10 protein-coding genes are annotated in these 13,657 nt (G+C 73.6%); 2 read left to right on the plus strand and 8 right to left on the minus strand.

Features of this window, described 5'->3' with window-relative positions; translation table 11 throughout:
* Positions 1-17 precede the first annotated feature (17 nt).
* Both DYI95_RS06975 and DYI95_RS06980 read right to left on the minus strand, forming a co-directional pair.
* Positions 18-1,580: an FAD-binding protein gene (locus DYI95_RS06975; protein ID WP_116900485.1), complete on the minus strand. Its 1,563-nt coding sequence runs from the start codon at positions 1,578-1,580 to the stop codon at positions 18-20.
* Positions 1,577-3,145 (minus strand): FAD-binding oxidoreductase, encoded by a 1,569-nt coding sequence (locus DYI95_RS06980; RefSeq protein WP_243149667.1) that lies wholly within the window; start codon positions 3,143-3,145, stop codon positions 1,577-1,579. The genes DYI95_RS06975 and DYI95_RS06980 overlap by 4 nt, the downstream gene beginning before the upstream one ends.
* A gap of 206 nt (positions 3,146-3,351) precedes the next feature.
* Here DYI95_RS06980 and DYI95_RS06985 point away from each other — a divergent pair, with 206 nt between their 5' ends.
* Both DYI95_RS06985 and DYI95_RS06990 read left to right on the plus strand, forming a co-directional pair.
* Entirely contained in the window at positions 3,352-5,190 is a 1,839-nt protein-coding gene (locus DYI95_RS06985) for a glycerophosphodiester phosphodiesterase family protein (RefSeq protein ID WP_116900483.1), read from the plus strand.
* Between the two features lie 259 nt (positions 5,191-5,449).
* Positions 5,450-6,628, plus strand: coding sequence for a lactate 2-monooxygenase (locus DYI95_RS06990; protein WP_116900482.1), 1,179 nt, complete (start codon positions 5,450-5,452; stop codon positions 6,626-6,628).
* A 277-nt stretch (positions 6,629-6,905) separates the two neighbouring features.
* Here DYI95_RS06990 and DYI95_RS06995 read toward each other — a convergent pair whose 3' ends face one another.
* The 6 genes from DYI95_RS06995 to DYI95_RS13260 all read right to left on the minus strand — a co-directional run bounded on the left by DYI95_RS06995 (position 6,906) and on the right by DYI95_RS13260 (position 13,644).
* Complete coding sequence (locus tag DYI95_RS06995; RefSeq protein WP_116900481.1) at positions 6,906-7,805, minus strand: SDR family oxidoreductase; 900 nt, start codon at positions 7,803-7,805, stop codon at positions 6,906-6,908.
* A gap of 116 nt (positions 7,806-7,921) precedes the next feature.
* Complete coding sequence (locus DYI95_RS07000) at positions 7,922-9,118, minus strand: xanthine dehydrogenase family protein subunit M (protein ID WP_116900480.1); 1,197 nt, start codon at positions 9,116-9,118, stop codon at positions 7,922-7,924.
* A complete protein-coding gene (locus DYI95_RS07005) occupies positions 9,115-11,598 on the minus strand; it encodes a xanthine dehydrogenase family protein molybdopterin-binding subunit (protein WP_116900479.1) in 2,484 nt (827 codons plus the stop codon). The genes DYI95_RS07000 and DYI95_RS07005 overlap by 4 nt, the downstream gene beginning before the upstream one ends.
* Complete coding sequence (locus DYI95_RS07010; RefSeq protein ID WP_116900478.1) at positions 11,582-12,241, minus strand: (2Fe-2S)-binding protein; 660 nt, start codon at positions 12,239-12,241, stop codon at positions 11,582-11,584. Before DYI95_RS07010 ends, DYI95_RS07005 begins: the two co-directional genes overlap by 17 nt.
* 17 nt (positions 12,242-12,258) lie before the next feature.
* Positions 12,259-13,059: an enoyl-CoA hydratase-related protein gene (locus tag DYI95_RS07015; RefSeq protein ID WP_116900477.1), complete on the minus strand. Its 801-nt coding sequence runs from the start codon at positions 13,057-13,059 to the stop codon at positions 12,259-12,261.
* Between the two features lie 366 nt (positions 13,060-13,425).
* Positions 13,426-13,644 carry a HEPN domain-containing protein gene (locus DYI95_RS13260; protein WP_158556045.1) on the minus strand — a complete coding sequence of 73 codons (219 nt, stop codon included), beginning with the start codon at positions 13,642-13,644 and terminating at the stop codon, positions 13,426-13,428.
* Between the last annotated feature and the right edge of the window lie 13 nt (positions 13,645-13,657).

Here is a 13,657-nt window from a genome sequence, read left to right on the forward strand (position 1 = left end):
GAACCCGCCGCCGGGCGTCAGCCCGCCCGCCCCGGGCCGCCCGCCGGCGATTGGGCCCAGGGGAGGTCCAGAAACCGCCCGTGGGGGTCGAACACCTGCTTGAGGGCCCGGGCTACCGCCGTTCCTGCCGGTGGCACGGCGAAGGCCGGCGGCGGCTGACAGGCCCAGCCGCGGCCCCGCCAGCAGAGGGCCGGGATGCCGAGGCCGGCCAGTTCGGCCAGGAGCCGGGCCCGCTCGCCGGCGCCGGGCGCCCGCGGGAACAGGGCCCAGGCCGCCGTCCCCGCCTGGGTGTGCAGGACCACGGCCCCGTGCCGGCGCAGCAGGGCGTCGAGGGACGGCAGCAAGCCGGGCCGGGAATACAGCCGCAGCAGGTCGGGTCCCCGATGGGATCCCTCGGGACAGCCGTCCTCCGGTGGCCGCCCCGGCCCCGCGGGGCCGGCGGCCGGTGCCGGTCCGGCAGCCGGTGCCTGCCCGGCATCCGGTGCCGGCCCGGCGGCCGGTACCGGCGGACCGGGGTCGCCCTCTGCGGCGGTCCAGGCCAGTTCCCGCAGCATTTGCCACAGCCGCTGCTCCGGCTCCCCCTGCAAGATCTCGGCCCGGCGGGCCGCGGCGGCTCCGCCCACCACCGCCACCACCCGGTCGACCCAGGCGGACAGGATGGCGGCCGGCCCGCCCACCCGCACCAGCAGGGTATAGGCCTCGCCGAAGCCCTCCAGGCCCGCAGGAGCACCGGCGGCGCCTGCAGCGGCCTGCCGCATCATCACGCCGGGTCCGGCCACCTCCAGGGCGTGGGGCTCCAGCGGCGAGCGGTAGACGGCCGCCAGGGCCGCCGCCGCTTCCTCCGCCGAGGGGAAGGCGAAGCAGGCCGTGGCGAAGGCCTCGGGCCGCGGGAACACCTTGAAGGTGAGCTCCGCCAGGATGCCGAAACGCCCCAGGCTGCCGCACAGGAACTTGGGGAGGTCGTAGCCGGCGGCGTTCTTCACCACCCGCCCGCCGCCGCGGGCCACCTGGCCCCGGCCGTCCACCAGGGTCACGCCGAGCACGAAGTCCCGCACGCCGCCGTAGCGCATCCGGCAGGGACCCGAAACGCCCGTGGCCACGGTCCCGCCCAGGGTCGCTCCCGCGCGCACCAGCAGCGGGTCGAAGGGCAGGTATTGGCCGTGCCGGGCCAGAAGCACCTCGAGCACCGCCACCCGCGTTCCCGCGCGGGCCGTGACGGTCAACTCGGCCGGGTCGTAGTCCACCACCCCCGCCAGGCCCGTGGTGTCGACCACCAGGACGCCCGCGGGGTCCCGGCCGCCTTCCGGGCTCTGGTGCCGGTCGCCGGCCGGGCCGCCGAGCCCCTGCGCAGCCCGGACCGGCAGCCCGGCCGGACCTGGGGCCTCGGGGCCTGGGAAGGCGGGCAACCCGGGCGAGCTCTGGTCCTCGTCAGCTGAAAACGCCGGCTGGCCAGCCTTGGTCCCGCCGCCCCGGGGGAACACCCGGGCCGCCTCCCGCACCAGGGCCGCCAGCTCCTCCAGGGTGGACGGCCGCGCCACCGGCCCGCCCGCAGGCGCCGCAGCGGGAAGGGGCTCGCTCACCGAACATCCCTCCCCCGGCCCGCCGGCCCGGGCACCGCCGGCGGCTCGACCAGGGGCCCTGCCCCCGCCGGCACCGCCACCCCCGCCTGCCCCCAGGCCGCCGGCTCTCCCGCCGGGATGTCGACCGGCGGAGCCGGCTCGTCGGGAAAGACCTTGCCCCGGTTGGCCAGTTCCAGGGGATCGAAGGTGCGGCGAATGCGGCGCATCAGGTCCAGGGTCACGGGGTCGAACAGGCGGGGCAGGAAGCGGCGCTTCTCCAGCCCCACCCCGTGCTCGCCGGTGATGGAGCCGCCCAGCTCGATGCAGGTCTCGATAATGGCCGCCGCCAGCTCCTCGGCCCGCTCCACGGTCTCGGGGGAGCGGTCGTCGAAGAGGATCAAGGGGTGGAGGTTGCCGTCGCCGGCATGGAAGACGTTGGCCACCCGGAAGCCGTGGTGGGCGGCCAGCTCCTCGATCCGGGCCAGGGCCTCGCCCAGGCGGGTGCGGGGCACCACGCCGTCCTGCACCAGGTAGCCCAGGCTGATGTGGCCGACGGCGGAGAAGGCACTCTTGCGCCCCTTCCAGAGGCGCTGCCGCTCGGCTTCGTCCTCGGCCAGCCGCACTTCCGTCGGCCCGGACGCGGCGATGACCTCCATGAGGCGGCGGAAGTCGGCCTCCACCTCGCCGGCCGGCCCGTCCAGCTCCACGATCAGCAGGGCGCCGGCCTGGCGGGGGTAGCCGGCGCCCACCGCCGCCTCGGCCGCGTCCATGGCCAGCCGGTCCATGATCTCCATGGCGGCGGGCAGCAGCCCCGCCTTCACCACGGCACTGACGGCGTCGCCCGCCTGGTCCAGGCGGCGGTACGCGGCCAGCACCGTGCGCACCGCTTCCGGCCGCGGCAGCAGCCGGACCGTCACCTCCACCACCACCCCGAACTGGCCCTCGGCGCCGGTGAACAGCCCCGGCAGGTCGGGACCGGCCACGTCCAGGCTGCTGCCGCCGATGGTCACCGTCTCGCCGGTAGCCAGCACCACCTTCATGCCCAGCACGTGGTTGGCGGTCATGCCGTACTTCAGGCAGTGGGCCCCGCCGGAATTGAAGGACACGTTGCCGCCGATGGTGCAGATCACCTGGCTGGAGGGATCGGGGGCGTAGTAGAGGCCGTAGGGTGCGGCGGCCCGGCTGATCTGCAGGTTGACCACGCCGGGTTCCACCACCGCCAGGCGGTCGGCGGGATCCAGGTGGAGGATGCGGTTCATCCGGTTCAGGGCGATGACGATCCCGCCGGGGACGGGCACGGCACCCCCCGAGAGGCTGGTGCCGCTGCCCCGGGCCACGAAGGGAACGCCGTAATCCCGGCAGAGGCGCACCGTGGCTTCCACCTGCTCCCGCCGGGTGGGCAGGACCACCGCCACCGGCCGGGCCCGGAACACCGTCAGGCCGTCGCACTCATACGCCGCCAGCTGGGCCGGATCGGTATGCAGCGACCCCGGCGGGTAGATCCGGCTCAGGGCCGTGAGAAAGGAGCCCTTCTCCGCCTCCGCCGCCATGGCGATCCCCCCGCTTGCTGCCCCAGTGCCGATCATGGGGCCTTGGGCCCCGCCTCACCCTGCCGTCATGACGGGATGTCCGGACCGGATTCCGGATTCTTGCGCGGGAAGGTACTGGGATTCTTATTCACGACGCGCAGCCAAGTTCCTGGTTCCGTGAGCCGCCGGTAGGAACCAGGTCCGGCGGGCGCGAAATGTGCCCCATCCTACCCAAACCGTTGCGCCGGAACGGAGGCGGTGCGGTGTTCGACGGCAGCGGGGTCCTCTGGTTCCAGCAGGCGGCCCACCCGGTGCTGGACGCCGTGGCCCGGATCTTCACCTACCTGGGCAGCGAGTACTTCTACATGCTGATCCTGCCGCTGTGGTACTGGTGCGCCGACCGGCGGCGCGGCCACCAGCTGGCGTTCCTGTTCCTGGTTTCCATGTGGCTGAACGGCCTGCTCAAGGACGTGGCGAACATGCCCCGCCCGTCGGCCCTGCTGGACGGGGTGCAGGTGCTGGTGCGGGAGAGCAGCAACGGCTTCCCGTCAGGCCACGCCCAGGGTGCCATGACGGTGTTCGGGTACCTGTTCGCGGAATACCCGGTGGGCTGGTGGCGGGCCCTCTGCGCGGTGCTCATCGTGCTCATCGCCTTCTCGCGGCCGTACCTGGGCGTGCACTACCTTGGCGACACCCTGGGCGGGCTGCTGATCGGCCTGGCGGTGCTCGTCCTTTTCCGGTGGGGCTTCGCCCGAGGCCTGGGGGGAGCCTGGCCCCGGCGACGAAAGCTCCTGCTGGCGCTGGTGGTGCCTGTGATCCTGTTGCCCCTCTACGGCGAGCCCGTCGCCTACCAGACCCTGGGTTTCCTCATGGGCTTTTGGGCCGGCGACCTCTACGCCATGCAGGCCCTGCCCTACTCCACGCCGGCGCGGCCTGCCCTGGCCGCAGCCCGCCTGGGCGTGGGGCTGGCGGGGTTTGCCGTCCTCTACGTCCTGCATGGCGCGGTGATTCCCAACGGGCTGCCGGAACTGCCGGGCTATGCGCTGCTGGGCCTGTGGGTCACGGCGGGGGCGCCGTGGCTCTTCCGGCGGCTGGGCCTGGCCGGAGGAGGGCCCGGAACGGCTGGCGAGACGCCCGCGGCGGAGGGCCTGGTGGTGCCCGGTGGAACCGGGTCCGCCGCCCTGGCGGCGCCGGTTCGTCCCCTGCTGCGGCTGGCGGCAGGGTTCCTGGCCGCCACCGCGCTGGGTGCCGCCCTGGCTCAGCCTCCCGTGGACCGGGCCCAATACGGCCCCATGGCGGGAGAGCCGGCCCGCCGGCCGGTGCCCCTGGTCATCGCCCACCGCGGCGGCGACCAGCGGCCGGAAAACACCCTGGAGAGCTTCCGGTACGCGGCCTCCCTGGGCGCGGATTGGATCGAGCTGGACGTCCACCGCATCCGCGACGGGTCGCTGGTCGTCCTCCACGACGAGACGGTGGACCGGACCACCGGCGGCAGCGGGAACGTCCACGCCATGACGCTGGCCGAGGTCAAGGCGCTGGACGCCGGGTACTGGTGGACCCCCGACGGGGGCCGGACCTACCCCTACCGCGGTCGCGGCCTGACCGTCCCCACGCTGGAAGAGGTCCTTCAGGCCCTGCCCGGCCAGCGGCTGCTCCTCGAGCTCAAGGACGACGACCTGCAGCTGGCCGAGGCGGTGGCCCGGGTTCTGGAGGCACACGGCGCCACGGACCGGGTCATGGTGGCCTCCTTCCACGACCGGACCCTCCAGCACTTCCGCCGGGTGGCTCCTCATGTTCCCACCAGCCTGGCCAGCGGCGAAGCCCTGCGCTTCGTCATCCTGCAGCGGCTGGGGCTTACGCCCTACCACCGGCCGGCGGGCATCGCCCTGCAGGTGCCCGAATACCACGGGATGCTCAGGGTCTTCTCCGGGGGCCTGGTGCGACTCGCCCACGACCGCGGGGTCGAAGTCCACACGTGGACCGTCAACGACCCGCGCAAGATGGAGCAGATGTTCCTGGCCGGGGTCGACGGCATCGTCACCGACCGGCCCGATCTGGCCCTCCGGGTCCGGGCCAGCCTGTTCCCCCCCTCCCACCGGTAGAGCTTCCGGCGGGGCGCGGCGGCCGGGCCGGGCATCCAGGGTTCGGGACCGGATCCGGTGCAGCCGGGGGTCCGGGGTGCCGGCAGGGGCCGGCTCCGCGCCGGCCCCTGCAACGCCGCTCCTTTGCGCGCCCTATCGCGGTGAAGGGGCGGCCTGGTGCAAGGGGGTGGTCCGGGCGGGCGCACCCCGCGGGGGCAACCGGCCGGTGGCGGGCCGCCGGTGGCAGGCCACCCCCGGTGCGGCGAAAGGAGTGACGCGGATGAGCAGCCTTCCCTCATCCCAGGGGAACTTCGGCCTGCAGGCCCAGGTGGAGATCTACCTGTCGGCAGGGCAGGCCCAGCGGCTTCCGGTGAGCGTCGACCGGTGGCGGGAACAGGCCCGGGCCGTGCTGTCCGACGGGCCCTGGTGGTACGTGGAGGGCGGTGCGGGAAGCGGGGCCACCATGGCCGCCAACCGCCAGGCCTTCGACCGCTGGCGCCTGCGCCCGCGGATGCTGCGGGACGTGGCCCAGCGGGACCTGTCCACCGAACTCCTGGGCCGGCGCCTGCCGGCGCCGGTGCTGCTGGCACCCGTGGGCGTGCTCTCGGTGGTCCACGGCGAGGCGGAGCGGGCGCCCGCCCGGGCTGCGGCAAGGTTGGGCCTTCCCTTCATCGCCAGCACGGTCTCTTCCGTGACCCTGGAGGGCATCGCCGAGGCCATGGGCGACGGGCCGCGCTGGTTCCAGCTCTACCCGGCCCGGGACCGGGAGATCATGGCCAGCCTGATCCGGCGGGCCGAAGCTGCGGGCTACGAGGCGCTGGTGGTCACCGTCGACACCACCATGCTGGGCTGGCGGGAGCACGACCTGGAGAACGCCTACCTCCCCTTCCTGCTGGGGGAGGGGATCGCCAATTACCTGTCGGACCCGGCCTTCCGGGCCCGCCTGCCCCGGCCGCCGGAAGAGGACCGGGAGGGGGCCATCCTGCAGTTCCTCCAGGTCTTCGTCAACCCGTCCTTCACCTGGGACGAGCTGGCCTTCATTCGGAGCCAGAGCCGCCTGCCGGTCCTCGTCAAGGGGATCACCCACCCCGGCGACGCCCGCCAGGCGGTGGAGTGCGGGGTGCAGGGAATCATCGTCTCCAACCACGGCGGCCGGCAGGTGGATGGGGCCGTGGCCGCCCTGGACGCCCTGCCCGAGGTGGTGGAGGCGGTGGCCGGCCGGGTTCCCGTCCTGTTCGACAGCGGCATCCGGCGCGGGGCGGACGTCCTCAAGGCCCTGGCCCTGGGGGCCCGGGCGGTGCTGGTCGGCCGGCCCTACGTCTATGCCCTGGCCGCCGCCGGGGAAGCGGGGGTGGCCCGGCTGCTGCGGCACCTGCTGGCCGATCTGGACCTGACCATGGGCCTTTGCGGCGTCCGCTCCGTGGCCGAGATCGACGGGAGCCTGGTAACCCGGGTGTGACGAAAACCGGCCGGGTGCCGCGTCCGGCCACGCCCCGGCCCCGAAAGGGGCCGGCGGGGAGCGACCCCGCCGGCCCGGGACCGGTCCTGGGCACGGCAGGCGGTGCGGCCGGCGCAGGCAGGGTCTGAAGGCATCGGGACGCGACCTTGCCGGCCCTCGGCCAGCCCAGGACATGCATGCGCGCCCCGCCGGCCCAGGGACGGCCAAGGGCCCGCCGGGTCCCGCTCCGCCACCGCCGGACAGCCCGGCGACCACGGGTCACCCGGATGGTGCCCGGCTACCCTCGGGCCCGCCCCGGCGCACCGGTGCCCTGACCCGCGCTACGGCTCAGCATGCGGCGGACGGTGGCCAGGACCAGGCGGTCCCGCAGCCCTGCGGGCAGCCACCGGAGCAGGCGCACCTCCCGGGCCCGCTCCGGGGCGGCCACCAGGTAGCGGGCCCGGGGGCGGGCGGCCGTCAGCGCGTGGACGACCGCCCGGGCCACGGCCTCCGGCGGCAGGCCATGGCGGGCGTTGCGCTGGGCAACCCGGGTCATGGCAGCCACCGCCGCAGGGTAGACCGCTTCCGTGCCGGGCGGAGGCGGCAGCAGGTAGCCCTGGGCCGCCTCCGCCGACCGGGTCCAGATGGGCGTCACCACCGAGCCGGGTTCGATGATGCTCACCGCGATGCCCCAGGGGGCCAGCTCGATGCGCAGGGCGTCGGCCAGGGCCTCCAGGGCGAACTTGGAGGCGGAATAAGGACCCATGAAGGGCAGGGACACCAGGCCGGACACGGAGCCCATGAGCACGATCCGGCCGCGCCCCTGCCGCAGGGCCGGGAGCAGGGCCCGGGTGACGGCCACCACGCCGACCACGTTGACCTCGAGCTGCTGGCGCCAGACGGCCTCGGGGATCAGCTCCACCGGGCCGGCGGCGGCGATGCCGGCATTGTTGACCAGCCCCTGGAGACCCCTTTCGCCGGCGCGGCGCCGGACGGTCTCGGCCGCGGCCCGCACCCGTCCTTCGTCGGTCACGTCGAGGAGCAGCGGCTCCACCGCCGGCCCACCCGCCTCCCGCAGGGCCTCGCCGTCTTCCGGGCGGCGGACGCCGGCCAGCACCGTCCACCCGGCGCGGGCCAGGGCCAGGGCGCTGGCCCGCCCGATGCCGCTGCCCGCACCCGTGATCAGCACCAAGGGCATCCCCGTTCCTCCTCTGCCCACCCGGCGTGCCGCGGCCTCGGGCCCGCGCCATCCGGGCCCCCGCGCCATCCGGAGCCGCAACTTGCCAGGTGTCGCACCCTGCCGGGAGCGGAAACCTACCGGGCCACCGCCCGGGCACCGGCCCTTTCCTCCGCCAGCTCCAGCAGGGTATCGGCCACCAGCGCCCGGATCAGCTCGACCTTGTACTCGCTGCCCGGCAGGGGACGGGCGCCTTCCACGGCCAGGGCGCCCGCCTGCCGGGCCGCCTCCGGATCCAGCCGCCGCCCCTCCAGCCAGGCCTCCACATTCTCCAGCCGCCAGGGCTTGAGGGCGACCCCGCCCAGCGCCAGCCGGGCCGCCTGGACCCTCGGCGCGGTCCCCGGTTCACCGCCTTCGTCCCAGCGGATGGAGGCCGCCAGGCTCACCAGGGCAAACTGCCAGGCCCGCCGGTCGGTGAGCTTCCGGTAGGCGCTGGTCCACTCAGCTCCGCCACCGGTCGCCGGCAGGTCGATGGCCACCACCAGTTCTTCCGGTTCCCGGACCGTGAGGGCCGGCCGCCCGGCCGGCATCCGCCCCGTGAAGTACTCCCCGGCGGGCACCCGCCGGCGGCCAATCCCGCCCGCCTGCCACCGGGCCAGCTCCACCTCGGCCCCCAGGGCTACCAGGGCCACGGCGGGGTCCGAGGGGTGAACGGCCCCGCATCCTGCCCCGTCTTCGCCCGGACCGTGGCCGAAGACCGCCTGGAACGGACCCGAGGCACCGGGAGCGGCACAGGTGCAGTGGTCGTCCCCCGCCAGCCGGCAGGGCAGGCCGGTGCGGAAGTACCAGCAGCGCACCTGCTGCTCCAGGTTCCCTCCCAGGGTGGCCCGGTTGCGCAGGGCCGGCGTGGCCGAGGCGGCCGCCGCCTGGGCCAGGGCCCGGTAGGGTCCGGGCAGGGCACCCGGCCGGGCCAGGTCGGCCAGGGTGGTCAGGGCGCCGATGCGCCACCGCCCGTCGTCCAAGGGCCCCATGCCGCGGAGGCCGCCGATCCGGCGGATGTCCAGCAGCCACCGGGGCCGCGCCCGGCCCTGGTGCATCAGGGTGAGGAGGTCCGTCCCCCCGGCCAGGGCCACCGGCCGCTCGCCCTGGTGGGCAGCGGCCAGGGCCTTGAGGGCGTCCTCCAGGGTCACCGCCCGGCCATAGGCCGGGCCGGCCGCCGGCAGGTGCCCCTCGTCCCGGCGGGATCCTTCCGCCGATGCCGCCGGCGAGGCCGGCGGCGCCGCGCCACCGCTCGCAGCAGCGGAATTCCGTTCCTCTCCCCAGCGCTCTGTCACCGGAGATCACCTCCCCCCGCAGCCTGGGGCTGCCGCCGGCCGTCGGGGCCGATGCCGTGGCGGCGCAAGAGGGCCAGCACCCGCTGGCGGGTGAGGGGCAGTTCCCGCACGGGGATGCCCGTGGCGTGGTAGAAGGCGTTGGCGATGGCCGCCGCCGTGGGGATGATCGGCGGCTCCCCCGCCCCCTTGACCCCCAGGTTGTTGCCATGAGGATCGGGCTCTCCGGTGAAGGCCACGTGCAGCCGCGGGATGTCGGCCACCGTGGGCACCCGGTAGTTCTCCAGGTTGGGGTTGAGCACCCGGCCGCTCAGCGGGTCCATGACCCGTTCCTCCATGAGCGCGAACCCCAATCCCTGGATCATGCCGCCCTCCATCTGGGCCGCCGCCGTCAGGGGGTTCACCACCCGGCCGATGTCGTGGACGGCCCAGAGGTCGAGCACGCGTACCTCGCCGGTGGCCGGATCGACCTCCACCTCGGCGAACTGCGCGCCGAAGGTGTGGATGGCGTACTCGTCGGGGTTGGGGCCGCGGCTGCCGCGGCCGGTGATCACGTACTGGCCGAGGGTCTTGCCGAGCTCCTGGAAGGTGACCGCCCTGTCGGGAGCCCCCCTGACCTGCACCCGGCCTGGAGGAACCAGCTCCAGATCCCTCGGATCGGCCTCCAGAAGCCCGCCCGCCAGCTCCAGGATCTGGCGGGCGGCATCCGCCGCCGCCGACCGCACCGCCGGTCCCATGGAAGGTACCGTCATGCTGCCGGCGCTGATGGGGGCGTAAGGCCCGCCGTCGGTATCCCCCAGCTGCACCCGCACCCGCTCCAGGGGCAGGGCCAGTTCTTCCGCGGCGATCTGGGCCAGCACGGTGCGCGTGCCGGTTCCGATGTCCTGGCCCGCCGTCACCACCGTAGCCGTACCGTCCGGATGAACCCGCACCTCGGCCTGGGCCGGAGGACCGCCCGCGCCACCCCAGATCTGGCTGGCCATGCCGATGCCCCGCAGCCGGCGCCGGCGGCCGGCTCCGCCTTCCGCAACCGGGCCACCCGGTCCCTCCGTCGCGGGGGCCCCGGCACCGGTCCCGGTGGCGGTCCCGTCGCCGCCGGCCCCCTGAGCGGCGGCCTCAAGGGCGACAACGCCCGGCACACCCCATCCTCTTCCGCCGCGCTTGGCCTGCCAGCCCGCCATGGCGGCTCCCATGGCGTAGGCCTGCCGCAGCCCCTTGGAGGAGTAGGGCCGGCCGCTGGTGGGGTCGACCTCCGCGTAGTTGCGCAGCCGCAGCTCCAGGGGGTCCAGGACGAGCCGGCGGGCCAGCTCGTCCATCAGCACCTCCAGCGCCACCGTGCCCTCCACGTAGCCCGGCGCCCGGAAGGCGGCGGTGGGCCCGGTGTTGGTGTGGACCGGCACCTCCACCGTGCGCACGTTGGGAATGGCGTACAGCTGGCGGGCCGGGCCACCGATGCTGCCGGGGCTGCCCAGGACTCCCACGGCGGCATAGGCCTCCAGGTCCAGGGCCACCAGCCTGCCGTCGGCCCGGGCACCCAGCTTGAGCCGCTGCAGGGTGCTGTGGCGGTTGCCCGCCGCCAGGTTCTCCTCCTCCCGGTCCAGCACGCAGCGCACCGGCCGCCCCAGCTCCCGGCTGAGGATACCCGCCAGCACCGTGTACTTGTGCAGCCCGTTCTTGCTGCCGAAGCCGCCGCCCATGTGCTCCTTGACCACCCGCACCCGGTGCACGGGCAGCCCGAAGAGCTGGGCAAACCGATCCCGGACGCCGAACAGGTGCTGGGTGGAGTCGTAGATGGTCACCCGATCCTGCTGCCAGTCCACCACGCTGCCGTGGGTCTCCATGCAGTTGTGCAGCTGCACCGGGGTCCGGAAGGTGCCCTCGACCACCACCTCGGCCTCGCGAAAGCCGGCCTCCAGGTCCCCGCGGCTGTAGCGGGTGGCCCGGTCCCAGCGCACGTTGCCCTGGGGCCGCACGGGCGGGGCGTCGGGCTTCATGGCCTCTTCCAGGTCGACCACAAAGGGCAACGGCTCGTACTCCACCTCCAGGGCCGCCGCGGCGGCCCGGGCGGTCTCGAGGTCGCGGGCCGCCACCACCGCCACCTCATCCCCGTGGTAGCGCACCACCGGGTTGAGGACGCGATCCCCCTCGCGGCCCCAGGGAATGGGCGGGCAGTTCTCATGGGTCAAAACGGCCAGGACCCCCGGGATGGCCAGGGCCCGCTCCGCCCGGACAGAGCGGATCCGGGCGTGGGGATAAGGGCTCCGTACGACCATCGCATGGACCATGCCGGGCAGCCGCACGTCGTGGGTGTAGCGGGCGCGCCCGGTGACCTTCTCCCAGCCGTCCATCCGCGGCACGGGCCGGCCGATGTAACGCAGCTGGCCTTCCCCGGGCAGCGGCCCCGCGGGGTCGTCCTCGACCACCACGAACCGCTCCTGGACCCGGCCTTCGAATTCGAAGCGGGTCTTAACCAGCCGCGGCACCGGACACCCCTCCTCCGCCACCGGCCCCGCCCAGCGCCCCGGCAGCTCGCAGGGCGGCCTGCACGATCCGGGTGTAGGCCCCACACCGGCAGAGGTTGCCGGACAGCGCGGCCACCACCTGCTCCCTGGTGGGGTGGGGCTCCCCGTCCAGCAGGGCCTTGACGGCCATGATCTGCCCGGGCGTGCAGAAACCGCACTGCAGGGCGTCCTCCGCGATGAACGCTTCCTGGATGGGGTGCAGGCGATCGCCCCGGGCCAGCCCCTCCACGGTCTCCACCCGGCTGCCGTCGCAGGCGGCCACGGGCACCAGGCAGCTGTACACCAGCTCCCCGTCGACGATCACACTGCACGCCCCGCAATTGCCTTCCCCGCAGCCGATCTTGGTCCCCGTCAGGCCGAGCCGCTCGCGGAGGAACGCAGCCAGGGTGAGGCCCGCCGGAACGTCCCCCACCCAGGTCTCCCCGTTGACCACCAGGCGGACGGGAACCTGGGCGCGGAACGCCGGCAGGGTTGATCCTCCGGCTCCGGCTTCCGGTTCCCGGGAGCCGGGTTCGTCCCCGACCCCGGGGAAAGCGCCGCCGACAGGCTCGCCGCCTGGAAGTCCGCCGCGGCCCCCGTTCCCGCCGCTGCGATCCCTGGACAACGTGTCCCGTCGCCTCCTTACCGGCCCTTCCACTGGGGGGCCCGCTTCTCCAGAAAGGCCTGCATGCCTTCCTTCTGGTCTTCCGTGGCGAACAGGCTGTAGAACAGCCGCCGCTCGAACTCCAGCCCCGCCCCCAGGGGCGTCTCGTAAGCCTGCAGCACCGCCGCCTTGGCCATCTGCACCGCCAGCGGCGGCATGCCCGCAATGGCGTGGGCCAGCCGCACGGCCTCGGGCAGGCACTGCTCGTCGGGCACCACCCGCGTGACGAGCCCCCACGCCTCGGCTTCCCGGGCGGGGATCATCCGTCCCGTCAGGATGGCCTCCATGGCCTTGTACTTCCCGGCCACGCGGGTCAGCCGCTGGGTGCCGCCGGCGCCGGGGATCACGCCGATCTTGATCTCCGGCTGGCCGAACTGGGCCGACTCGCCTGCGATGATGATGTCGCAGCCCATGGCCAGCTCAAACCCGCCGCCCAGGCAGTAGCCCTGGACCGCGGCGATCACCGGCTTGCGAATGCGCCACAGGCGCTGCCAGGCGCCCAGCAGGTCGTCCCCGGTCACCTCGGCCAGGCCCTTGCCCGCCATCTCGGCGATGTCGGCGCCGGCGGCGAAAGCCCGCTCGTTGCCGGTTAGGACCATGCAGCGGATGTCCGGGTCGCGGTCGAACCCGGCCAGCGCCCCGGCCAGTTCTTCGATCAGGTCCCGCCGCAGGGCGTTGAGCACCTTCGGCCGGTTCAGACGGACGATCGCCACCGGCCCGTCGGTCTCCACCAGCAGGTACTCGTAACGGCGGTCCGCTCCATCCCCCGTTGCGGTCAAGCCCGGTCACCTCCGCCCATCCATTCGCCTGGGAGGAACCGGTTCCCTGCGGCGCCGGCGGGCTGCCCTGGATGCCCTGCCGGCCCGGGACCCCTGGTGCCGGAGCTGGGAGTTGCCCCCGGAGGGAACACCGCCCAGGTTGGTCAACTTCAAGGACCCCGGGTCGGACTCGGGACATTGTGGCCTGGTACTACTTGAGGGATGGTGTGGGAGGTACGCGACGTGGATGTAGCGGGTTATCATGGCATGCTCGGGCCGCCTCCGAGGGAGTGTGACGGCCTGACAAGGATCGCAATACAGGCGTTCAATACAAAAGGCTCGATGGATGACCATTAGTCATTCAAATACGCAATGAGTATTCGGAGGTCATCCAAGAACTCTTGGGCTTGTTCTAGTAGTTTGTATCAAGTGTCGATGAAATCCGGAACGAACTCCAGAGTGTTTTCGATAGGTAATCCCCTGTTCTCCAAACCAAGCCTGAACGGCGTAAAACGCGGCATAATAAAGCCGGACTACGCATGCGAAAAGCGAACCCTGATTGTAGAGTGTCCAAGCATCATGCAGGCTCTCCTCCGATTTTTCCACCAGTTCAGTACAT

It is taken from the genome of Thermaerobacter sp. PB12/4term (assembly GCF_003403315.2).
GTDB lineage: Bacteria > Bacillota > Sulfobacillia > Thermaerobacterales > Thermaerobacteraceae > Thermaerobacter.

What these genes read in the sequence shown, in the direction of transcription:
- DYI95_RS06980 (WP_243149667.1), bottom strand. Translation starts at nt 3,145, where the DNA reads ATGATCGGCACTGGGGCAGCAAGCGGGGGGATCGCCATGGCGGCGGAG.
- DYI95_RS06990 (WP_116900482.1), top strand. Translation starts at nt 5,450, where the DNA reads ATGAGCAGCCTTCCCTCATCCCAGGGGAACTTCGGCCTGCAGGCCCAG.
- DYI95_RS06995 (WP_116900481.1), bottom strand. Translation starts at nt 7,805, where the DNA reads ATGCCCTTGGTGCTGATCACGGGTGCGGGCAGCGGCATCGGGCGGGCC.